This window comes from Gordonia sp. ABSL11-1 (assembly GCF_030315685.1).
GTDB lineage: Bacteria > Actinomycetota > Actinomycetes > Mycobacteriales > Mycobacteriaceae > Gordonia.
In genome coordinates this window covers 48,997-69,871 of sequence record NZ_JASXSI010000016.1, presented here as the reverse complement: position 1 = coordinate 69,871, position 20,875 = coordinate 48,997, and the positions used below count along the sequence as shown (strand labels likewise).

Here is a 20,875-nt window from a genome sequence, read left to right as displayed (position 1 = left end):
TCGTGCTTCGGCTGCGTACGGTTGGCCAGCGATCTCGGCCCCGACTTCGAGGCCAAGGCGAAAGCCGCAACCAACCCGCACCTGGCGATCGAGGCGCTGCGGGCAACCCTGAACGAGGAATCGGCCCGCGCGACCAGAAACAACGTCGTGCGGCAGCGCGACGTCTCCGAACGCATCACGAAGCTGATGAACCAGTACACCAATCAGCAGATCACCTCTGCTGAGGTGATTGCCGAACTCATCGAGATGGCCAAAGAGGTTGCTGCCGAGGGTAATCGCGGGAAGCGGTTCACGCCAGCGTTGTCAGCCGGCAGCCATCACCACGGTGTTCGAGCAGATGGAGATGATGGCACCTCGGTTCGCCGAACAGAAGGGTCCAGTCGGCGGTCAAGAACCCGGCGTATAGGTCTCGCACCGCGGTCGGTAACGACCAATTCTTGTCGGACCTGTGCCGTAGGTTGGTTTCTGCAGGACCGAGTTGATGATGTTTCGGCCGCGCTCGGTTGTTTCGGGTGGCGGCTGTGTTCCAGAGATATGTGTGACCGAGGGTGCTGCGGTCGTATCCGTGTCTCTGGAAGGTGTCTGTGGTGGCTGCTGTCGCAGGGTGGGAGATGTCGCGGTGGTGGCGTGCCCGTTCGCCGTGGCCGGGCCTGCCGGCGCTCTATACCGGTGATGTGCACGCTGATGACGTCACCGATTTGATCGGTACCCATGTCAACGAGTTGCTGGGGTCGATGGCCTCCACCCAGCGTGCCCGCTCGTATCTGGCGTGGCACAACTATCAGCTGGCTGCAGAGTTGCATCGTCGCTTGGTCGGTGACCGCGGCGAACACGACTTCCTTGTGGTGGATGGCCTGGCGGATTGCGCCGCCCGGATTGCGGTGGCGTTGGCGATCACTCAGCACGCCGCCGAGCAGGTGATACTGCAGGCGGTGGCGTTGCGTGATCGGTTGCCGCAGGTGGCGCAGCGGTTGCAGCAGGGGCGGATCTCACCGGAGCGGGTGATCTCGGTGATCGCGCGTACCGATTTGATCGACGGCGCTGACTGCGCCGCCGAGGTGGATGCGCAGATCGCGGCGGAGTTGGATCTGCACGATGGGCCGTGGTCGGCGGAACGCCTGCGCGACATGGTCGATCGCATCGTCTATCGCCACGATCCGGATGCGGTACGCGAACGCCGCCGCCGCGCGTTGGACGCCCGCGACAGTTGGGTCCAGCCGAAAACCGATGGCATCGCGCAGGTGTCGACGAGCATGAGCGCAGAGAACGCACGTATCTCGCAGGCCAACATCCGCGCCCTGGCCGAGTCGGCGTGCTCGGCTGATCCACGTACGATCGGTCAGCGGCGCTCCGACGCGGCGTTCGCCCTGATGTCGCAAACCCGCTTCGAATGCCTGTGCGGCGATGAGAGCTGCCCGGCAGAGATTCCCGAACCCGGGGTTGTCGCGGCGCAGACGAAGATCGTGATCCACGTTGTCGCCGAGGAGAAGACGGTGACCGGCGAGGCCGACAGTGCCGGGTTCGTCGCCGGGCACGGGGTCATCTCCGGGGACCATGTGCGGGATCTGGCCGCCCGGCCGGATGCGGTGATCAAGCCACTTGTGCCGCCGGACACCCCGCAGAATCCCGATGGCACGTACACGCTGTCCGCGCACCAACCGGCAGATCCGTACCGACCGTCGGCCGCGTTGGACACCTACATCCGGGTGCGTGACGGGCACAGTGTGATCCCGGGCAACGCGACCTCGTCCTTCGACGGCGATGTCGACCACGTCGTCGAATACGACCACGCCGACCCGGCTGCCGGTGGTCAGACGTGTCCGGAGAATCTCAACGTCAAGGACCGGTTCTTCCACATCCTCAAGACATTCGGCTCCTGGGTCGACGACCAGTACCGCGACCGGCGCGGTCGCCTGCGGCAGGAGTTCATCACGCCGGAGGGCTTGGTGATCCCCGGTGAGCCGGAGAACTTGGAGGTGTTGTTTCCCGGGTTGCGACGGATTCGCTTCACCTCAGCCGACACGCCGCAACAGCGTCGCGGTTCACCCGGCGCCCCACCGCCTGACCCGAGGCCACCGAGCCGACGCCGAACTCGGTTGGCTGCCAAATACGCACGCCGCGAGCAAGAACGTGAACGCAACCGTCGACGGCGAGAACGAGAGGAGCGCGAAAGGGACTCGCGCGACGATGTGGACTGACCCGATCACACCGGTCTGACGTCCTCACCGTCCGCGAAGACCAGATTCCCGTCGTCGAGCACCACGGCGAAACGCTTCGGTCCGGCGATGGTGTCGTCGCCGAGGCGCGCAGTGGTCACGTTCGACGGCTGTTCGCCGAAGTCGTCGACGACGACACCGTGCGGCCCGGCGTGGCTCGGTACGACCACCCGCGTGCCGACCTCGACGGCGATGGATTCCCCCGGATTCTCGTCCCGGTCCGGCTCATCGTTCTGCTCGGCCATGTGGCTACCCTCAATGGATGCGCGATCATGAATATCGGATGCAGTAGAGCACATGGTGGGGGTGGTTGCAACCTGGGGTCATGCGGGTGGGGGAGTGGGTGAGGGCGGGCCCGCGGCAGCGGGTGGTGGCGCGGGCGACGCCGGTGGCGGCGATACGGCCGGCGGCGCCGTGCCGCCGACCATCGCGCGGATGGGGGCGAGGGCCGCATAGCCGAGTTCACCCGGACAGCTCGTGTTGTTGTAGTCGCGGTGGCCGCTGACCACCGGAAGATTGGTCTGCGCCCCGGCCGGGAACTTGCTGTCGGAGAACGACTCTGCGGTCAGCTGCGCGGTACTGGCCGGATTCACACCGGCTTTGCCGAGTCGCCACCGGAGGAAGCGGGACACGGCCGAGACCATCGCCGTGCTGGGCGCCACCTGATCCAGGTTGCCGATCATCGACACGCCGACGGTCGACTTGTTGAAACCGCCGGTGTGGGTGCCCTCGACGTTGCGGTCGAGGCCGCCGAAGGCGCCTTCGAATACCTGGCCGTACTTGTCGACCAGTACGTTATACCCGATGTCGCACCAGTTCAGCGTGCGCGCGTGGTAGGCGTAGATGCCACGGACGATCTCGGCGGACTGCTGCGGCGTGTAGTCGTTGCTGCCGGCGGTGTGATGGATGATCGCCCCGCGCATGGCGGGCGAGAAGGCCGGCTGAGAACAGCGCATCCCCTCGTCCGCGCCCCACTGGGCGCGGGCGACCACCGATGGTCCGCCGAGCAGTGGGGTCAGCAGCGACGAGCCCAGGGAGAGCAGGCTTTCCGGGCTGATCAGCGTCGCCTTCACCGCCGACAACGCGGTCGTCAGCAACGTCTTGATCACCGCGCTCGCAGTGCCGATCCCCAATTCGGCGAGACCGCCGCCCTGCGGTTCGGCAGCCGGGATCGCCAGGCCGCCGTCGGTCACCGCGACCTGGACCTCCTTGGCGTCGCCCACCCAGACCGGCTCGGTGCCCATCGGGTGCGCGCCGGACGGCGTCTGCTGCGCGTCGACCGGATCCAGCGTGATCCACTCGCCCCATGATCCGTCGTTCTGCTTGGCGCGCAGCACCATCGAGGTGTCGTCCGGTTTCTGCGCGATGACGCGCTCCCAGGTGAAGGCCACCATTTTCAGTGGGGTGTCGCGGACGATGTGGTGGACGGCCGCGCCGACCGGACGGCCGTCGGCCATCCGTGGCGCCTCGCCGGTGGCGCCGGTTGCCGGGAGACGCACCCCGGCCGCGGCCAGCCCCGACTCGGCGACATCGACGACGGCGGTCGCGAGCTCGGTGAGTCCGACCTGTTCGACAGATGTCGTCGGGACCTCCCGCGAGATGTCGGTCGGACGTGGATCGGATCCGGCGATGACGACGGCGAACGGGCTCGCGACGATCGCGGCAGCGACAGACGCGAGCACCATCGACCGCCGAGGGACGGCATTCGGACGAACTCGGCGCATGGTCAGCCATCGTGTCCGGTTCGCGAAGTTGCGACGACGCCGCGCGCCGACACTCAGCAACTCGTGATGCGGTTGTTATCTAGTGGGGCTGGTGTGATTCAGGGCGGGTCGTCAGTGCGCGCTCAGTTCGCGTTCTGATCCGCCTTCGTGAAGATCACGTACTGCGCCGAGATCTGCTGGAAGGCATCCTTCTCCTCGCGTGCGCTGACCGAGCCGACATACCGGCCCTTCTGCACGATGCAGAAGAACACCGTGGAGTTCGTCTGGCACTTCGCCGACGGCAGCCCAGGCGGACTTCCCGCGTCCGTCCATCCGGCGTTCCGGTTGGACGCGAGGAAGGTGTCGACGATCTTCGTCGCCCCCTCCGGCGTCGAAGCCCGGTAGACGGTCGACTTGTCGACGGCGTTGGCGGTGGATCCCACCTCGGTGAGCACGTTGAAGTCGGTCACCGGGTCGGAACTCTGGTGCGCCATCCCGCGCGGGCCGTACACCGCCTGGATGCTGCCGCGCGGAATCCCGCTCTGCGGGTTCTTCAGCTCTTCCTCGGAGTAGGGCAGCGCATAGATGAGCACGTGGTTCTGGTCCATCTGCGGCCGTGTCGGCCCGGTGATGCCGCGCGCCGCAGCCTCGGCCTTCGTCGGGGTGGCCGGGAACTTGTCGATCAGTGCCGACTGCTTCTCGACGGCCGTGCGGATCGTCGGCTCCAGCCGATCCTGCTGCGCCGGGGTCGTCTCGTACCACTGGTAGAGGACATAGTTGTTGCGCGGCGTGAACGCCATCAGCACCTTGCCGTCGGTGCTGTCGTGGGAGACGGTGATGGTCCCCGGCAGACCGGGCAGCGTGCCGATCCGGCCCTTGGCGTTGGCGGCCGTCGCGTTGGCCATCTGCTTGGCAGCGGTCGTGGCATCGGCCGGCGTGAGGTAGCGGACCACCATGTTGTTGAGCGCGCGCTTGGTGCCCGCGCGCAACGACTCGGGCGGGGTCGAGGCCGTCGCGACGTAGCCGCCGACCATCGCCTTGTTCGCCGGGACGTCGGCGGCGCTGCGGTCGAGGACCAGACGCACATTGCTCGGCCCGGTGATCACCATCGTGGGCATGCCGGCCTTCGTGAGGTCCTCGTCGACCTCGAACGGCACCACGATGAACTGCGCCATCCGCTGGCCCTCGATCTGCAGGATGTTCTCCTGCGTCGCAGTACCGAACGGAGGCCGCGGGGCGGTCGGGTAGGTGCCGGTGTCGAGCGCGCTCACGTCGACCGACGGCTCGGCCGCACCCGGGGATGCCGCCTTTCCGGCGACGTCGCTCGTGGGCTCACCGTCGACCGAGCATCCCGCCAGGACGAGCGCCACGGCCGCCGCCACCCCCACTGCTGTGGCCCGGCCCGCCCGGTGTGTCGTCGTTGATCCCGCCGCTGTTCGCCGACTGCTCATCTGATTGTTCCCCTCTCGTGGCATTCCCCGATCAGACGCGGCGGACGGCGTGGGATGTTCCCGGGGGATCCGGCGGCCGGCGACCATCCGACTCCGGGGCGCTCGCATGCGAGGTTAGTGCACTGAGCGAATGACCTGCGACAATGTCGGCTGGGTAGACTACGGCCCCGGCGGCTGTGAACACGACCGGGGGACAAACGGTATGGGTGAGACTGCGGTACCGGACACCGCGTCGCGCGATGCCGCCGCCGGTGTGGTGGCAGCAGCGGCGAAGGTGTTGCGCGCCTACAAGATGGACGGCGTCGCCGACATCGCCCAGACCAAACTCGACCGCGACGCCCAGGCGAGGGTGGTGGTCGTCGTCGGCGAGGTGCAACGAGGCAAGAGTTCGCTGGTCAACGCGCTCATCGGTCGACGCGACATCTGCCCGGTCGGGGTCGACGTCACCTCGTCGGTCTCGGTCGGTGTCACGCCGGATCCGGATCTCGACTCCGACAGCGCCGCCGAGATCTTCTTCCCCGACGGGTCCCGGCGGATCGACGCCGCCGACCTGGCGCAGTGGGTGACCACCGACGGTGCGATGGTTCGCGATCCGCGTGTCGAGGAGCTGCCGACGTCGGCGGCCCTGGCCGTCCGGGAGGCCCGGATGTCGGACGTGACACTGGTCGACACGCCGGGTGTGGGCGGTCTCGACGCCGGCCTGGCCCGCCTCGCCGCCCGTTCGGCGCAGCAGGCCAGCGTGCTGGTGCTCGTGTGCGACGCGTCGTCGCCCCTGACCGCGCCGGAGATGGCCTTCGTCCGTGAGGCGAGCGCCACGGTCGACTCGGTGATCGTGGCCGTCACGAAGACCGACAAGAATCTGCGGCGCTGGCGCCAGATCGTGGCCGAGAACCAACAGTTGCTCGCCGAGCGGCTCCACCGCCGCGTCACCGTGATCGGGGTGTCGAGCCTGATGGCCGTCCTGGCCGCCGAGGTCGCCGACCCGTCGATGCGCCGACGGATCGAGATCGACAGCGGCATAACCACGTTGCGATCCGAGATCGACCGCAGGCTCGACGCGGCGGCCGATGTCCCGCACCTGGATGCGGTGCGGACCTGCCTGGAGGGTCTGCGCGTGGTGCGCAGCGGCATCACCCGGGAACTCGATGCGGTGCAGGCGGGTGCCGAGGCGCTGCCCGACCTCGCCGCGGACATGGCGCGTCTGGCCGAACTGCAGGAGCAGTCCCGCCAGTGGGAGCAGTATCTGGCCCGCGACCTGACCCTGTTGCGGCAGTCCGCGATCGACGATCTCGAACGTCGGCTCGACGACGTACGCGACACGTGGACGACCTACATCAACACCCACGGAATGCAGGTGCTGCGGCGCAGCGAACAGAAGTTCACCGCCGACATGCAACGCGATCTGCAACTGGCGATGGCCGAGACGCTGGCCGCGTTCCTCCAGCGGCTGCACGACGAGATCATCGCGCCCCGCTTCGCCGACGACCCGACCGTGTGGGAGCAGTTGTCAGCACGGATCGTGGAATCCATGCAGGACAAGCGGATCGAGACCCATCAGGTGGGCAGCAAACGTCACGGACTGCTCGACCCGACCCTGTTGACGATGGGAGTGGTCGGCGGTTCCACACTCGGCGGGCTGTTGGGGTTGTCGGCGTTGATGGGCGTCGGGGTCGTCGTCGGCACGATGTGGGTCGGGGTGAACCTCAGTTTCCGCGCGATCCGTGCCGGCAAGTCCAATCTGCTGGTCTGGCTGCGGGAGACCATCGCCACCACCAAAGCGGCGACCGGACGCCTCCTCGACAGCGCCGTCGCCCAGTCTCGGCCCGAGATCGTCATCCGCTATCGCGATCACCTCCGCACGAACATCGAGCGACTGCAGAAGACGATCGACGAAGTGCAGAAGACCGCATCCGCCGACGCCGCCGCGCGCGACAAGACCACGCAGCGGCTCACGACCAACCTGGAGATCGTCGACAAGCGCATCGCGTCGGCCGAAGCCCTGCTGGGACAGACGTCATGACCGCCCATCCGCCGCCCGTCGCCGACCCGGTCCACGCCACGCTCGACCACGGCCTCCGCCAACTGGCCGCTCTCGGCGGCGACCTCCCCGCCCATGCCAACGCGATCGGGACCATCCTGTGGTCGCCACCGCGGGTCGTCATCGTCGGCCGGCTCAAGGCCGGGAAGTCGACGCTCGTCAACGCCCTCGTCGGTGCGCCGGTCGCGGAGACCGCGGCGCTCGAGGCCACCAACGTCGTCACCGTCTACCAGGACGGTGCACCGTCGCGCGCCGAGGTCGTCGGCCTCGACGGACGACGCCACCCCGTCACGATCCACCACCAGCCGGCCCGACTACCCATCGAGACACCCGACATCGCGTTCGTCGATCGATGGCTGCCGTCGTCGGCGCTGCGCGGACTCACCCTCATCGACACCCCCGGACTGTCGACCCTGACGGTCGCCAACGATGCCGCGACCCGTCGGGTCACGATCGACGGATTCGAACAGACCCGCGGTGCATCGATCGACGCCGATGCCGCTGTGTTCCTGTTCGACGCCGTGCCGCGGACCGATGAGATCGAGTTCCTGTCCCAACTGCCCTTCACCCCGCTGAACACCCTCGGTGTCCTCTCCCGCGCCGACTCGTTCGGAGAGGGCGCGCTGGGCCGACGGGACCCGCTCGTGCACGCCCGCGAACATGCGACGCGCATGGCGGCGCAGCTGTCGGAGACGGTGAACGCCGTCGTCCCGCTCTCGGGACTGATGGCACAGACCAGCCACACCGGGATGATGACCGAACACCTCGCCGGAGCGCTGGCCCGCCTACGACCACTGGCGCCACTCGAGGTCATCCGGGTGCTCGACAGTGATGAGCGGCAGGGGGATGACGACGTCCTCCCGCTCGCGCTGCGCGTCCAGTTGCTCGAACTGCTCGGCGAATACGGCGTGCTCAACGGCAGGCACATCGCGCCTCACGGCGGCGCAGCCCTCAACGCGTGGCTCACCGAGCACTCCGGCATCGGTGAACTGCAGCGCGCACTGATGTCGTCGACGGCCCGGTTCGCCGTGTTGCACCGCGCCCACCGGATCCTGTCCCGCCTCGATCAACTGGCATTCAGTCATCCTGCGCGAGAACGTATCCGATCCCTCGCTGCTCAACTTCGCGCTTCGCCCGCCCTGCATCTGGTGGCGGTCCTCGAGGACTATCAGCGCATGCTCCGGATCGATCCGCGTGCCGAGGTGACCGAGGATCTGCGCGCCGTGCTGCTCGCGACCTCACCGGCCGGCCGCGTCGGGCTGCCCGACCACGCGACCACCCACGAGGTCGCCGCCGAGGCCCACCGCCGCCTCGGCCACGTGCAGCGCCGCTCGCTGGCCACCAGTTCAGCGGCCGAGGATGCCGCACTCGTCACCCTCATCCGCACCTACACTGCACTGACGATCCCGGGCTAGCCCAGACACACAGGACACAGGACACAGGACCTCACCGCACATGTCATTCGCCCCTTGGACCCTGGCCATCGACTTCGGTACCTCCAACTCGGCTGCCGCGCACTCCGGCGCGACCAGCGGCGGCATCGAGACGCTGTCCCTGTCGCACACGAGCAACCTGATGCCGTCGGCGGTCTATGTCGCGGCACCGGACCGGATCACGGTCGGCGAGGCCGCCGTCGATGCGGCGCAGCACAATCCGTCGTGCTACGTCGCGTCACCGAAACGGCTGATCGGCGCCGACCCGACCTGCACGATCAACGGCCACACCATGCCGACGTATGCCCTGGTCGCCGCCGTTCTCGGTGCGATCGTCCAGCGCGGCAAGGCCGCCCACGCGGGGGCGCCGCCGGAGCGGCTCGTCTTCACCCATCCGGAGGCCTGGGCGCACCAGCAGGTCCGGGTGCTCATCGACGCCGCGACCTCCGTCGGCATCCATCCGTCGGCGATCACCACCATCTCCGAGCCGCGCGCCGCCGCCGCTCACTACTCCCGCTCGCACGCGATGCAGCCCGGCGCAAAAATCGCCGTGTTCGACTTCGGCGGCGGCACACTGGACATCGCCGTGCTGACGGTGACTGCGATGAACGCCTTCCAGGTGATCGCGGCCCGCGGCGACAACGGCCTCGGCGGCAAGAACCTCGACGCCCTGGTGCAGCGGTGGGTCGAGGACCGCCTCACCGACCGCGACCCGAACCTGGTCTCCTGGTTGCGTCGGCAGGCCCCCGTCGATGTGGTGGCGAACCTGCAGGACTCGATCCGACGGGCCAAGGAATTGCTGTCGGAGTCGCCGTCGGCGACGATCACCGTCCCGACCCCGTCGGGCCGGACGACCCTGCAGATCACGCGCGACGAGTTCGATGAGCTGATCGGCCCGGCCGTCGGCCAGGCCCTGCAACTGACCCGGGCAGCGCTCATGGATGCCGGCATCACCCATCCGAGCCAACTGACCGCGCTCTACCTGACCGGCGGGTCGTCCCGTATCCCGCTGATCCAGCAGCGACTGCACGACCTCGGCCCGGTCGCCACCCTCGACGATCCGAAAACGGTTGTGGCACAGGGTGCACTCGTCGTTGTCGGTGCGGAGAACGTGAGTCGGCAGCCGGGGTCGCCGATCATCCCGGGGGCCGGTGACCTCATGCCGTCGTGGCAGGGCGGCGGGTCCCCGAGGAGCGGACGACGTTCGGGTCGGATCGCCGCGATAGCGGTCGCCGCGATCGCCGTCGTCGGGATCACCGTCGGGACGGTGGCGACGATGACCTCCGGTGACGACGGCTCCGACGACAACCCCGCATCGCCCGGGAGCGCCACCGCCGCGGCCGACTCCGAGTCCGACGGCTCCGGGATCGTCACCGACGAGAACCAGCTGATGGCCTTGGTCCCGGGCCCACTCAAGGCCGCGGTGACCAACTGCCGGAAGTCGGGCTTCAGCTCGAACGGAGCGCTGAAGGTCACCTGTTCGTTCTCCGGCACCGGAGCCCTCGCCGACCTCGGGTCCCACAGCACCGCGGCGTCGTACTTCATCGTCCTCTACGGGGACGAGCCGGATGCCCGGCAGCGGATCGTCAACATTCGCAACGGCATCTATTCCGCCGGCAAGGGCACGCTCGTCGAGAACGCCGACCGTACCTCGGCAGCTGAGATCCGAGAGCAGTCGAGCTCCGACTACACCATCGACTACGCGAACACCGCGACCTCGCTGGAGGCCACCGTGTTCGGGATCGGGTCCATCGACCAGGGGCGGACCTTCCTGACGCGATCGGGGCTCATCGCCTGACGGTCCGCTCGTCGCGGGAACATCTGCGGCCGCCACCGACGTCTGATCCATGCCGTGGCAGACGTACTCGTCCGCCGAGGTCGAGCGAAAGGCGTGGATCAGATGACCCCCGGGACCGTGACGATCGGTGGCGCCGTGCGCAACCTCGGCGACACCCGACGACTGATCGTCGGCTCCGCACCCGACAATGGTGTCGTCGTGAATCACCCGCTCGTCGGGGCGCATCACCTCAGCATCGAGTGGCGCGGACATGGTTGGTGGGTGGTGTGCGACGACCCGTCGACGCCGGCCTATGCGGCGGGCAGCGTGGTCACCGAACTGCTCGTGTCGTCGTCGGCGCGCGTGCGGCTCGGTGACCCGGACATCGGCCCGGCGCTGTACATCGTGTTGGGCTCGACGGGAGAACAACCGATCACCGCCGTCGTCGACGGGATCCTGACGATCGGGCGCACACCGGAGAACGAGGTCGTCGTCGACGACCCGCTCGTCTCGCGCCACCACGCGCGGGTGATCACGCACGCGGACGGCCTGGTCATCGAGGATCTCGGCAGCAGCAATGGAACCTATGTCGCCGGCGATCGGATCGCCCGTGCCCGTCTCGTCGCGGGTGCCACGGTGACCATCGGGAACACCGACTTCCTCGTCTCCGGACGATCCCTCGTCCGCCGTCCGGCACAGCAGGTCGCGGTGCCCGGTACCGCCGGCGGTTCTGGTGGGCTCGACGTGCGCGGTGTCGGGCTCACCGTCGACGGCGGGAAGCGGTTGCTCGGTGACATCGGGTTCTCCGCTCGCCCCGGCACCCTGACCGCCGTGATCGGTCCGTCCGGTGCGGGCAAGTCCACCGTGTCGGGCATCGTCGCCGGAATGGTCCGCCCGACCGAGGGTGTGGTCTGCTTCGAGGGCCACGACGTGCACGCCGACTACGACGCCCTGCGTACCCGTATCGGGATGGTGCCGCAACAGGATGTGTTGCACCACAAGCTGACCCTGCGTCAGGCGCTGGGTTTCGCCGCCGAGCTGCGTCTGCCGCCGGATCTGTCCGCGACCGATCACCGCGCGGTGATCGCGGACGTGCTGACCGAGTTGCAACTGCTCGAGCACGTCGACACCCGCATCGACAGATTGTCCGGGGGACAACGCAAACGGGCGTCGGTGGCCATGGAGTTGCTCACCGGGCCGTCGCTCCTGATCCTCGACGAACCGACGTCCGGCCTGGACCCCGCGTTGGACCGTCAGGTGATGGCCTCCCTGCGGCGGCTCGCCGACGCCGGCCGCGTGGTGCTCGTGGTGACCCACTCTCTCACCCATCTGGCCATGTGTGATCAGGTCCTCCTCATGGCCCCCGGCGGCCGGACCGCGTATCTCGGCTCCCCGGAGGGGATCTCGACCGCGATGGGCACGGCAGACTGGGCCGAGATCTTCGCCCATGTGTCGGCACATCCGGAGACCGCACACCGAGAACACCTGAGACGCAGCGGCTCCCGGGGAGATCTCCCATATACCGTTCGGGGATCGGGCCCGCAGCCGCGCCGTCGTCTCGCGGCTCGACCACAGTCGGGTGCACTCCGGCAATGCAATACCGTCGTGCGACGACAGTGCCGCGTGATCCTCGCCGATCCCGGCTATATCACCTTCCTCGCGGTGATGCCGATCGTCCTGGGGCTGCTGACGCTGGTGATTCCCGGTTCGGTCGGATTCGACGTGAACCGTGTCGCCGACACCGCTGGTGAGGCCCTGCAGATCCTGGTCATCCTGGTGATCGGCGCGACCTTCATGGGCACCGCGATCACCGTGCGTGATCTGGTGGGGGAGCGCGACATCTTCGAGCGTGAGCGGGCCGTCGGACTCCGGCCCGACGCCTACCTCGCGGCGAAGATCGTCGTCTACGTCGTCGTGGTCGCGGTGCAGACCGCGGTGATGGCCGCGATCACCTATCTCGGCAAGGGAGTGCCGACCGGAGGTGTGACAGGGCTCGCGCCGGTCGAGCTCGTTGTGTCACTCGCCACCACCGGTGCCGTCGGAGTGCTTGTCGGCCTGGCCATCTCGGTGACCGTACGGTCTGCTGAGCAGACCATGCCACCGCTGGTGATCCTGGTGATCTCCCAACTCGTGTTCAGCGGCGGACTGTTTCGCCTCACCACCCCGGGCCTGGCGCAGATGTCCTGGCTGTTCCCGTCGTACTGGGGATACGCCACCTCGGCAGGCGCCGTCGACCTCACCGCGATCGCGCCCCTGGCCCCACAGACCTCCGGGGCATCCCTGTGGGAATCCGCAATCCTGGGCGCGATCCTCGGTTACAGTGCGCTGCTGCTGATGTCGACGATGCTCGTCAGCTACACGGTGGGACGGTTGACACGGGATCGGTAACCCACGGATGTGTCGCCGAGCCTCAACGGGTGTCGGCCAGCCAGGACTCCGCCTGCCGAGACGCGATGTCGACGAGTCGGTCCGGGCCGACGTTGACGTCGATGACGTGCGAGTCGAACAGCGGGATCTCGTTGACGGGCTGGCCTCGGGAAACGCCGTATGAACGAGGAACGCGGCAAGGATTCCCGTCGGATACGGCGCACTGAGGACGGTGATGCCGACGGCATCGTCGTCGCCGCTGATGACGGCGGGGTCGGTGCAGGCCACCTCGTAGCGCGGTCCGGTCGGCAAACCCGCGCCGAGGGAGGCGATGTCGAGCGAGCTGTTGCCGAACAACGACAGCGGTGGGTACACGAGGTTGGGGATCGATCTGCTCGCGGATCAGTTTCCGGAGCATGAACGCGCCTTGCGAGTGGCCGATCAGGATCACACCCCGGCCCGTGTTCTGGGCGACATACGCGTTCCACGCGGCGAGGACGTCGCGGTCGGCGACATTCGGCGACAGTGCGTTGGTGGTCCCGTACACGAACTGGCGTACGTCCATGGTCCTCCAGGTGGCGACACCCTTGCCCGCGGTTTGGCCGAATGCGCTCGGAGCCCCGGCCACCTGGTGGTGACCGGGGCTCGGAGGGCCGTGACTCAGAGGATCGTGTCGCCGTAGCCGCTGCTCGGCTCGTCCTGAGACGGGGCGTCGTCGTCATAGGACGGCGAATCATGGTCGTACGAGGGGGGATCGTCGTAGGACGGTGAGTCGCCCGAGTGTGCGTCGATCTGCCCGTCGCCATCGGTGTCGGCGGCGTACCGGTCGACCTTGCCGTCGCCGTCCGTGTCGTATCCGAATCGATCGAGGCGGCCGTCGCCGTCGCTGTCGACACCGACGGCGTCGGCCTTGCCGTCACGATTGCTGTCGACGATGACGGTGTCCGGGTCGCCGTCGCGGTCGGTGTCGAGGGTGGAGGCCACGACGCGACCGTCTTCGACGGTGTCGACCTGGGTGATGTCGCCCGAGCGGTCCAGGTGGACGATCTTGTCCGCCTCGCCGTCGTCGTCGAGATCCTTGGCCACCAGCACGCCGCCGTTCGGGTCCTCCTTGGCGGCGGTGTCGATCTGGCCGTCGCCGTCGGTGTCGGCCTCGACCAGGGTCACGTTGCCGGACGCGTCGTAGTGGACGTACACGTCGTTGCCCTGGGCGTCGGTGGTGTGTCGGACCTGGTCGTCGCCGGTGCTCGGGATCGAGCCCGCAGGGGCCGAGGAGGTGTAGTCGGAGGTCGGGTTGCCGGACATGGCGTGGCCTTTCGGTCGAGGTGTTCGAGCTTGTCGAAAGTCTGACGCATGCCGGCGCCGGGAATGTTCCACCGAACGAAGGGTTTCTCCCGGAACTTCCCGGGGCTTCCGTAGCATCGAACTCTGTGACCGGCCATCATGTCGATGGCGGCAACGACCACACCCGATCGGAGGTCACCACATGCAGGAGAAGGAGCCGTCGATTCTGGCTTCGCTCGGCATCGACCCCACCGTCATCACACCGGCACCACCGGACCACGTCTGGAGTTCGGCGGTGCAGGCCGCGTTCGACCCGTCGTCGGTCGCCGACCCGGACACCGTCCCCGACATGGACGACACCGCGCCCGCCGACTCGTCGGACGACGACCTCGACGGTCTCGTCGTCGACGACCCGGGTCGCGACGGCGATCACACACAGCAGGCGGGCCACAGTGGTGATGCTCATTTCGGCGACGTCCCTGCCGGTTCCGCCTCCGGCGACGGTGGGGACGCGACCGATTCTGTGGATCACGCCGACCATTCCCATGCCGATGACCCCCACGCCGATGACACCGGTGGGTATGACGACCACACGCATCACGACCACGACTTCGGTCAGGACACCGATGCCGGCCACGACGACATCTGAATCGGGTTGGGGGAGCTGATGGACGAGGCAGTCCTGCTGTTCCGGGCGCGCGACGGCGATCAGCACGCCTTCACCGAACTCGTCGGTGCGCACCGCAATCAGGTGTGGGCCGTGTGCCTGAACATCTGCACCAATCCCCACGACGCCGAGGACGCGCTGCAGAACACTCTCGTCGCAGCCTGGCAGAACCTGCACAAGTTCCGCGGCGAGGCACGCTTCTCCACCTGGCTGCATCGGATCGCCGCCAACAATGCGCTGTCGATCGTGCGTCGGCGCAAGGCCAACACACAGCTGACCGACTTCACCGACCCGGATCAGCCGGTCGAACTCGTCGACGACGACGGCCCGGCCTTCGACGACCGCGTCGCGTTGCGGGATGCGGTCCATGATGCCCTGGCCCAATTGTCCGACGAGTTCCGCGAAGCCGTCGTGCTCCGCGAGTTCGGCGACCTCACCTACGCGGACATCGCTGCGCAACAAGGGGTTCCGGTGCAGACGGTCAAATCGCGCTTGAATCGGGCGCGCACACAGCTCGCGGAGATCATGAAGGATCGGATCGGGGCTCCGTAGCGCCACCCGCCGATGGGCCGGCGCCCGCCAACTCCTTCGTCATGAACACCCGATCGAAACCGTCCTCGCGATGGCGCCCGGTCTCGGAGTAGCCGAATCTCGTGTACACAGAGAGGTTCTCGGTCATCAGTGCATTCGTGTAGAGCCGCACCTGCCGATGGCCGAGGCCGGCGGCTCGACGCTCCGCGTGTTCGAGCAGTCGTCGACCGAATCCTCGACCCTGCGCGGTCGGCGCGATGGCCACGTTCTCGATCAGCAGGTGGTCGGGCATCGGGACGAGCACGATCACGCCGACGACCTCGCCCCCGTCGACCAGCACCTCGACGTGATCGGTCGTGGTGAGCAGATCCTCGTAGTCGACGGACATGGGCGCCGGCTCACGACCCATGCGGTCGACGTAGGGCCGGTAGGCCGAAGCCACGATGGCCTCGACGGACATGAGGTCTCCGGCGTGCGCTGCCCTGATCATCCACCCAGGATGGCAGCCGGTCGCCGGTCGTGGAGTTGACATCAGGATCACCGCTGACGGGTGGACGACTGGATTATCCAGTTGACGGTGTGGGATCGGTGATCCTGGTGTCGGCGACCCGGGGTCAATTCTGTGTCCTCGACGACGACGTTCGGAACTCGTGACGGGGTTGTGACCTCCGGAGGTTGTCGACTCGGACAATCGTTAACTATCGTCACAACAGTCACACGAGCAACACGGCTCGCCCCCACGGAAGGTTCCGAAGACGTTGGTCAGAGCACGCCCTCGGCACGCCCGGACCCGATCGCTGTCCCTGGCCGCGATCGGGCTCGCACCTGTGCTGATCGCCGGTGGTCTGCTCACCGTCGGAGGCCCGAGCACCACCACCGACAAGGTCACTCTCTCGGCAGGTTCGGAGCTGACACTGATCGGGCACGGGCTCGGACACGGACGTGGGATGGGGCAATGGGGTGCCTACGGCTACGCCCGGAAGGGATGGTCGGCGACCCAGATCTTGCGCCACTATTACGGCGGCACCACCGCGGGGAAGGTGGACAGACCCGAGATCTCGGTGATCTTGACCGGCAAGAACTCGGTGAATGTGCACGCGGACGCCGGGATGCGAGTCGGTGGCCAAGCGGTGGCTCCCGGACAGGCGGTCAGTCTGTCCGGGGCCACGGCCACCATCACCAACGGATGCGGTGGCGCGGTCGTACGGTCGGTGCCTGCCCCCTTCGTCGAGCCGATCAACATGGGCCCGAGCCGGCCGCCGGCCGAGTTCCTCAAGATGTGTGGCTCCAACCAGACTTACCGCGGCGCACTCGGATTCGACGGCGGACGCGTCGCCAACCGTATCCACATCGACGACTACGTCAAGGGCGTGATCCCCAAGGAGAGCATGCCGCAGTGGGCCGACTCCGGCGGCGCCGAAGCCCTCAAGGCGCAGGCGGTCGCGGCGCGGACGTATGCGCTCGCGGCGATCGCCGGTGGCAAGAAGATCGATGACACGCAGAACTCCCAGGTGTACGGCGGTGTCGCCGGGGAGGATCCGCGGACCAACCGGGCCGCCGATGCCACCGCCGGTCAGATCCTGCTCCAGGGTGGCAAACCCGCGTTCACCGAATTCTCCTCGTCCACCGGTGGTTACACCGCGGGCGGCCGCTTCCCTGCGGTGCGCGACGACGGTGACACCGCCTCACCGAACCACAACTGGACCGCGACGGTCAGTGCGGGCAGTGCAGGCTCCGCCTTCGGGGTGGGTGCCCTACGGAGTCTGGAAGTCGTGGAGGCGAACGGACTCGGGCCGGAGAACGGTCGCGCCGTCAAGGTCCGAGCGGTCGGATCAGGCGGCACTGTCGAGGTCAGCGGCGAAGAGGCGCGCACGAGGCTGCAGCTCAAGTCGTCGTTCTTCTCGGTTCGCGGCCAGGCCACGAAACCGCGCATCGTGCGACCGCCGACCGGGCCGGACAGCCCCGGTGGTTCGCTCGACCTCGGCAGCCTGATGAGTCTGCCGGATCGCCTGTTGCCCGGGTCGTCGCAACTGCTCAACGTCGGGACCGAGGCACTCAACGGCAAGTTCGACGACCTCGGGGGTGTGACCGGGCCGCTCGGGCAGGCGATCGGGGTGCCGAACCTGACGCCCGACGGCAATGGCGTCGTCCAACTGTTCCAGCGCGGGCTGATGCTGTTCAGTCAGAAGACGGGTGCGCGCGCCCTTGCCGGGCAGGGACTCGCGGACTACCTTGCGCGTGGGGGCCAACCGGTGCTGGGATTCCCGGTGCGGGATCGGTTGCGCTGAGTACGGGCACGACGATCGCGCGTTGTTGTCGGACTACGGGTCTGACGTGCCATAGAGGATGAGTACATCGTCGACGCACCGCTGGAGGAAGTCGTCGTCGATCATTCCTCCGGTGACCGTCACCCGGAAATAGACCGGCGCGACCAGGGTTTCGATGATCGTGCGCGGGTCCACGGTTGCAATCATCGCCCCTCGCCGAACTGCGTTGTCGACGATCTCAGAACCCGCGACGAACCGTAGGCGCCAGAACCGTTCTCGCGCGGCGCGCACGTCCTGATCGGCCGACAGCGCCAGCGTAGCGCCGAGCAGTCGCCCGAGTGCTGGTTCTGATACGAGGACCACGACCTGTTCGAGCAGCTGTCGCAGATCGGTCCGCACATCGCCGGTGTCGGGGATGGGGTTGCGCAATTCGGCGAGGTCGCCCATGGCGTCAGCGATCAGCGCCGGTGGCGTCGGCCACCGTCTGTAGACAGTTGTTTCGGCCACGCCGGCGGACTTGGCGACGGCAGCGATCGTCAGGCCCTCGAGGCCCCGATCGAAGACATGCTGCACCGTGGCGTCGAGAACGTCTCGGCGCACCCGTGCACTGCGCCCGCCGGGCCGACGGTTGCGTGGGCTCCGTTCGGTCAGGTCAGCGTCGCGCTCACGTGCCATTTGAGTCTCCTTCCAACGCGGGGCGTTGACGGCATCCCGTCGTTGCCCTATCGTCCGCTAACGATGCCAATACTAGCGTTAGGGTACAGATGACACGAGTCAGCGACGGTGCGATCACCGCAGAAATCGGACGGCGGATCGTCGGACGAGCAGAGGTGCTGAGTTGGGAGAACCGTCGTATCGACGCCGCGGCGCGACGATTGCACGTCTCGACGCTCGGGGACAGTTCGGTCGCCGATCGGCGTGATGAGCTGGTGAGGCGAAAACTCGAGCTGGGCCCCGACGAGATCTCCGCGCGTCTTCAGCGGGACCTCCGCCTGTCGGGGCCGATAGCAGCCATCCAGGCGCGGGTGTCGGGGAGACGCCGCATCAGTCGTGTCGATCTGATGGCGCCGGGAGCGGGGGCGAACGACTTCGTTGATTGGTTTCGTTCCGCGACAGCCGAGTCCGATCAGCGCACGATGTTACGGGCATGCCCCGACCACTTCATCATCCGCTCCCGTCCCGACGGGCGGCAGGAGGTCCTCGAGACGACCGGCGGGAGTCCGTTCGCGGCGCTCTTCATGGTCGACTACTCCGACATCAGCGGCTTGGTGACGCTTCCAGATCGCGAGTTCGAGCATCAGATCGCGGGCGTCGCGCTCGACTCCGGAAGCCGGGCGATCGGCGGAGTCCGTCATCAGTTCCGAGATACCGAGGACGGGATGCATGCTCGCCTGACTGTCGAGTTTCCATTCCCGACGCTGTCAAACATGATCTCGGCGCATCGGTGGCATCTCGCCTGCGAATTCAGCAACTGGATCGTTGACGCGTTCACCTGATCGGTGTGCGCCGGTGGTCGACGTGGTCGGGGCGACCGTGCAGAATCCGAAGAGATGGGTCAACGACCACAGAGGGGAGACATGCCCGCACAACGCACAGTGGTGATCACTGGGGCCAGCGACGGGATCGGGGCGGTGACGGCACGAGAACTGGCCGGACCGGACGTCGACCTGGTGATCGTCGGCCGATCGGCCGCCAAGCTAGAACCGGTCGTCGCCGACACCGGCGCAACCGGGTTCACCGCCGACTTCGCGAGGCTCGACGACGTGCGCGCGCTCGCCGGCAAGCTCCGTGATCGCGTCGGCCACATCGACGTCCTGCTCAACAATGCGGGTGGCACCTTCGATCCCGGTCAGCGTACCGCCGACGGCCACGAGCCGAACTTTCAGATCAATCACCTCGCGCCGTTCCTGCTCACGCACCTGCTCCGCGACCGCCTCGCCGCAGCCGACGGCGGTTCGCTGGTGCTCAACACCTCCAGCATCGGAAACCTCGCGGGCCACGTCGACCTCGCCGATCTGGACTATTGCCGACGCCGCGCGCTCGAACTACGGGCATACGGCACGAGCAAACTGATGAACATTCTGTTCACCCGTGGTATCGCCGAGCGGTGGTCGGACGACGGAATACTTTCGGCGGCGGTGCATCCGGGTCCGGTGGCGTCGAGCTTCGGGCGTGATTCGTTCTTCGTCGGGTTGCTGTACCGGACTCCGCTGCGCAATCTCGCGACGATCACCCCGGAGAAGGGCGCCGAACCGCTGATCGCGCTCGCCCGCCGCGGGGCCGATCCGGAGATCAACGGTGTGTACTTCTCGCGGCATCATGCGAACGGTCGCGAGAACCGTCAGGCCCACGACCAGAACATCATCGACGGATTGTGGTCGGCCTCGGCTGAGTTGGTCGGGGTCGGCTGAGGTGACCTACTCCGGCCCCGCCTCCACGATCTGATGCGCGATGTCGACGAGCTTGACGTTCGAGTCCTGCGACAGCCGGGCCAGCAGCCGGAAGGCGGCGTCCGCGTCGATCCGGTAGCGCTCCATCACCATCCCCTTCGCCTGCCCGATGACGTCTCGGGAGCTGAGGGCGGCGCGCAGCTGTTCCTTCTCATGGACGGCGGAGAAGGCGGTTGCACAGTGTGCGGCGAACAGCTCACCGACGGCGACGGCGTCGCCGTCGAACGCATGAGTCGTGGTGCTGATCAGATTCAACGCGCCGAAATCGTTGCCGTTGATGTAGAGGCAGAAGCAGGCCATCGATCCGATGCCCAGTTCCGCGGCCGAGTCCGCGTAGCGCGGCCACCGCTGTTCATGACGCATGTCGTCGATGATGATCGTGGTGTCGTCCACGGCCGACCGCACGCACGGACCCTCATGGAACTCGCGTTGCAGGTCATCGGACTTGCCCGCGATGTCGCCGACGACGACGGGAGTTTCGATCTGGCCTTTGGTGACCAGGGTGACGCTCGCGTACTCGGTACCGGGAACGGAGTCGACGGCGGTCTTGGAGATGGCCCGCAGGATCGTCTCGGTGTCGTCGCTGTCGGCGCGTAGTTCGCGGATGATCTCGGCCATACGAATGCTCTGATCCGACAACATCACGGTCTCCTTGCCACGCCATCCCGGACCACCTCGATCCGACACTGTC

Annotated in this window: 18 protein-coding genes and 1 pseudogene; 11 read left to right on the top strand and 8 right to left on the bottom strand. The window is 67.4% G+C overall.

Annotation, left to right across the window (positions count from 1 at the left end; translation table 11 throughout):
* Nucleotides 1-27: 27 nt before the first annotated feature.
* Nucleotides 28-306 (top strand): annotated as a pseudogene (locus QSJ19_RS27030) (type I restriction enzyme endonuclease domain-containing protein); the annotation flags it as partial.
* A 281-nt stretch (nt 307-587) separates the two neighbouring features.
* Nucleotides 588-2,198, top strand: a complete 1,611-nt coding sequence (locus QSJ19_RS17685; protein WP_286322282.1) for a DUF222 domain-containing protein — start codon at nt 588-590, stop codon at nt 2,196-2,198.
* 5 nt (nt 2,199-2,203) lie between these two features.
* On the opposite strand, the gene QSJ19_RS17680 is transcribed toward QSJ19_RS17685, so the two are convergent.
* The 3 genes from QSJ19_RS17680 to QSJ19_RS17670 form a co-directional block, all read right to left on the bottom strand.
* Nucleotides 2,204-2,461, bottom strand: coding sequence for a hypothetical protein (locus QSJ19_RS17680; protein WP_286322281.1), 258 nt, complete (start codon nt 2,459-2,461; stop codon nt 2,204-2,206).
* 78 nt (nt 2,462-2,539) lie between these two features.
* Nucleotides 2,540-3,940, bottom strand: a complete 1,401-nt coding sequence (locus QSJ19_RS17675; protein ID WP_286322280.1) for a peptidoglycan recognition protein family protein — start codon at nt 3,938-3,940, stop codon at nt 2,540-2,542.
* Nucleotides 3,941-4,062: 122 nt separating this feature from the next.
* The gene (locus QSJ19_RS17670) at nt 4,063-5,370 is read right to left on the bottom strand and encodes a DUF7373 family lipoprotein (RefSeq protein WP_286322278.1); all 1,308 of its coding nucleotides are present in this window, start codon (nt 5,368-5,370) and stop codon (nt 4,063-4,065) included.
* 202 nt (nt 5,371-5,572) lie between these two features.
* On the opposite strand from QSJ19_RS17670, the gene QSJ19_RS17665 reads away from it, so the two are divergent.
* The 4 genes from QSJ19_RS17665 to QSJ19_RS17650 all read left to right on the top strand — a co-directional run bounded on the left by QSJ19_RS17665 (nt 5,573) and on the right by QSJ19_RS17650 (nt 13,006).
* Complete coding sequence (locus tag QSJ19_RS17665; RefSeq protein WP_286322276.1) at nt 5,573-7,390, top strand: dynamin family protein; 1,818 nt, start codon at nt 5,573-5,575, stop codon at nt 7,388-7,390.
* Entirely contained in the window at nt 7,387-8,823 is a 1,437-nt protein-coding gene (locus QSJ19_RS17660; RefSeq protein ID WP_286322275.1) for a dynamin family protein, read from the top strand. Before QSJ19_RS17665 ends, QSJ19_RS17660 begins: the two co-directional genes overlap by 4 nt.
* Before the next feature lie 40 nt (nt 8,824-8,863).
* Complete coding sequence (locus QSJ19_RS17655; protein ID WP_286322274.1) at nt 8,864-10,639, top strand: Hsp70 family protein; 1,776 nt, start codon at nt 8,864-8,866, stop codon at nt 10,637-10,639.
* A gap of 102 nt (nt 10,640-10,741) precedes the next feature.
* Complete coding sequence (locus tag QSJ19_RS17650) at nt 10,742-13,006, top strand: ATP-binding cassette domain-containing protein (RefSeq protein WP_286322272.1); 2,265 nt, start codon at nt 10,742-10,744, stop codon at nt 13,004-13,006.
* Nucleotides 13,007-13,028: 22 nt separating this feature from the next.
* Here the strand turns inward: QSJ19_RS17650 and QSJ19_RS17645 are convergent, their stop codons facing one another.
* The gene (locus tag QSJ19_RS17645; RefSeq protein ID WP_286322270.1) at nt 13,029-13,550 is read right to left on the bottom strand and encodes a DUF3089 domain-containing protein; all 522 of its coding nucleotides are present in this window, start codon (nt 13,548-13,550) and stop codon (nt 13,029-13,031) included.
* Between the two features lie 95 nt (nt 13,551-13,645).
* Nucleotides 13,646-14,290, bottom strand: coding sequence for a hypothetical protein (locus QSJ19_RS17640; protein WP_286322269.1), 645 nt, complete (start codon nt 14,288-14,290; stop codon nt 13,646-13,648).
* Between the two features lie 181 nt (nt 14,291-14,471).
* Here QSJ19_RS17640 and QSJ19_RS17635 point away from each other — a divergent pair, with 181 nt between their 5' ends.
* Nucleotides 14,472-14,918 carry a hypothetical protein gene (locus tag QSJ19_RS17635; protein ID WP_286322268.1) on the top strand — a complete coding sequence of 149 codons (447 nt, stop codon included), beginning with the start codon at nt 14,472-14,474 and terminating at the stop codon, nt 14,916-14,918.
* Nucleotides 14,919-14,936: 18 nt separating this feature from the next.
* Nucleotides 14,937-15,488, top strand: coding sequence for an RNA polymerase sigma factor (locus QSJ19_RS17630; protein WP_286322265.1), 552 nt, complete (start codon nt 14,937-14,939; stop codon nt 15,486-15,488).
* Here QSJ19_RS17630 and QSJ19_RS17625 read toward each other — a convergent pair.
* The gene (locus QSJ19_RS17625; RefSeq protein ID WP_286322264.1) at nt 15,460-15,957 is read right to left on the bottom strand and encodes a GNAT family N-acetyltransferase; all 498 of its coding nucleotides are present in this window, start codon (nt 15,955-15,957) and stop codon (nt 15,460-15,462) included. The genes QSJ19_RS17630 and QSJ19_RS17625 overlap by 29 nt on opposite strands.
* 268 nt (nt 15,958-16,225) lie before the next feature.
* On the opposite strand from QSJ19_RS17625, the gene QSJ19_RS17620 reads away from it, so the two are divergent.
* Nucleotides 16,226-17,755 (top strand): SpoIID/LytB domain-containing protein, encoded by a 1,530-nt coding sequence (locus tag QSJ19_RS17620; RefSeq protein WP_286322263.1) that lies wholly within the window; start codon nt 16,226-16,228, stop codon nt 17,753-17,755.
* A 33-nt stretch (nt 17,756-17,788) separates the two neighbouring features.
* On the opposite strand, the gene QSJ19_RS17615 is transcribed toward QSJ19_RS17620, so the two are convergent.
* Entirely contained in the window at nt 17,789-18,409 is a 621-nt protein-coding gene (locus QSJ19_RS17615) for a TetR/AcrR family transcriptional regulator (protein WP_286322261.1), read from the bottom strand.
* 89 nt (nt 18,410-18,498) lie between these two features.
* Between QSJ19_RS17615 and QSJ19_RS17610 the strand changes: the two genes are divergently transcribed.
* Nucleotides 18,499-19,230, top strand: coding sequence for a hypothetical protein (locus QSJ19_RS17610; RefSeq protein WP_286322259.1), 732 nt, complete (start codon nt 18,499-18,501; stop codon nt 19,228-19,230).
* 81 nt (nt 19,231-19,311) lie between these two features.
* Entirely contained in the window at nt 19,312-20,145 is an 834-nt protein-coding gene (locus tag QSJ19_RS17605) for an SDR family NAD(P)-dependent oxidoreductase (protein ID WP_286322257.1), read from the top strand.
* A gap of 6 nt (nt 20,146-20,151) precedes the next feature.
* Here QSJ19_RS17605 and QSJ19_RS17600 read toward each other — a convergent pair whose 3' ends face one another.
* Nucleotides 20,152-20,826, bottom strand: coding sequence for a GAF and ANTAR domain-containing protein (locus tag QSJ19_RS17600; RefSeq protein WP_286322255.1), 675 nt, complete (start codon nt 20,824-20,826; stop codon nt 20,152-20,154).
* Nucleotides 20,827-20,875: the final 49 nt, after the last annotated feature.

What these genes read in the sequence shown, in the direction of transcription:
- QSJ19_RS17680 (WP_286322281.1), bottom strand. Translation starts at nt 2,461, where the DNA reads ATGGCCGAGCAGAACGATGAGCCGGACCGGGACGAGAATCCGGGGGAA.
- QSJ19_RS17675 (WP_286322280.1), bottom strand. Translation starts at nt 3,940, where the DNA reads ATGCGCCGAGTTCGTCCGAATGCCGTCCCTCGGCGGTCGATGGTGCTC.
- QSJ19_RS17670 (WP_286322278.1), bottom strand. Translation starts at nt 5,370, where the DNA reads ATGAGCAGTCGGCGAACAGCGGCGGGATCAACGACGACACACCGGGCG.
- QSJ19_RS17665 (WP_286322276.1), top strand. Translation starts at nt 5,573, where the DNA reads ATGGGTGAGACTGCGGTACCGGACACCGCGTCGCGCGATGCCGCCGCC.
- QSJ19_RS17660 (WP_286322275.1), top strand. Translation starts at nt 7,387, where the DNA reads ATGACCGCCCATCCGCCGCCCGTCGCCGACCCGGTCCACGCCACGCTC.
- QSJ19_RS17655 (WP_286322274.1), top strand. Translation starts at nt 8,864, where the DNA reads ATGTCATTCGCCCCTTGGACCCTGGCCATCGACTTCGGTACCTCCAAC.
- QSJ19_RS17650 (WP_286322272.1), top strand. Translation starts at nt 10,742, where the DNA reads ATGACCCCCGGGACCGTGACGATCGGTGGCGCCGTGCGCAACCTCGGC.
- QSJ19_RS17645 (WP_286322270.1), bottom strand. Translation starts at nt 13,550, where the DNA reads ATGGACGTACGCCAGTTCGTGTACGGGACCACCAACGCACTGTCGCCG.
- QSJ19_RS17640 (WP_286322269.1), bottom strand. Translation starts at nt 14,290, where the DNA reads ATGTCCGGCAACCCGACCTCCGACTACACCTCCTCGGCCCCTGCGGGC.
- QSJ19_RS17635 (WP_286322268.1), top strand. Translation starts at nt 14,472, where the DNA reads ATGCAGGAGAAGGAGCCGTCGATTCTGGCTTCGCTCGGCATCGACCCC.
- QSJ19_RS17630 (WP_286322265.1), top strand. Translation starts at nt 14,937, where the DNA reads ATGGACGAGGCAGTCCTGCTGTTCCGGGCGCGCGACGGCGATCAGCAC.
- QSJ19_RS17625 (WP_286322264.1), bottom strand. Translation starts at nt 15,957, where the DNA reads ATGATCAGGGCAGCGCACGCCGGAGACCTCATGTCCGTCGAGGCCATC.
- QSJ19_RS17615 (WP_286322261.1), bottom strand. Translation starts at nt 18,409, where the DNA reads ATGGCACGTGAGCGCGACGCTGACCTGACCGAACGGAGCCCACGCAAC.
- QSJ19_RS17610 (WP_286322259.1), top strand. Translation starts at nt 18,499, where the DNA reads ATGACACGAGTCAGCGACGGTGCGATCACCGCAGAAATCGGACGGCGG.
- QSJ19_RS17605 (WP_286322257.1), top strand. Translation starts at nt 19,312, where the DNA reads ATGCCCGCACAACGCACAGTGGTGATCACTGGGGCCAGCGACGGGATC.
- QSJ19_RS17600 (WP_286322255.1), bottom strand. Translation starts at nt 20,826, where the DNA reads ATGTTGTCGGATCAGAGCATTCGTATGGCCGAGATCATCCGCGAACTA.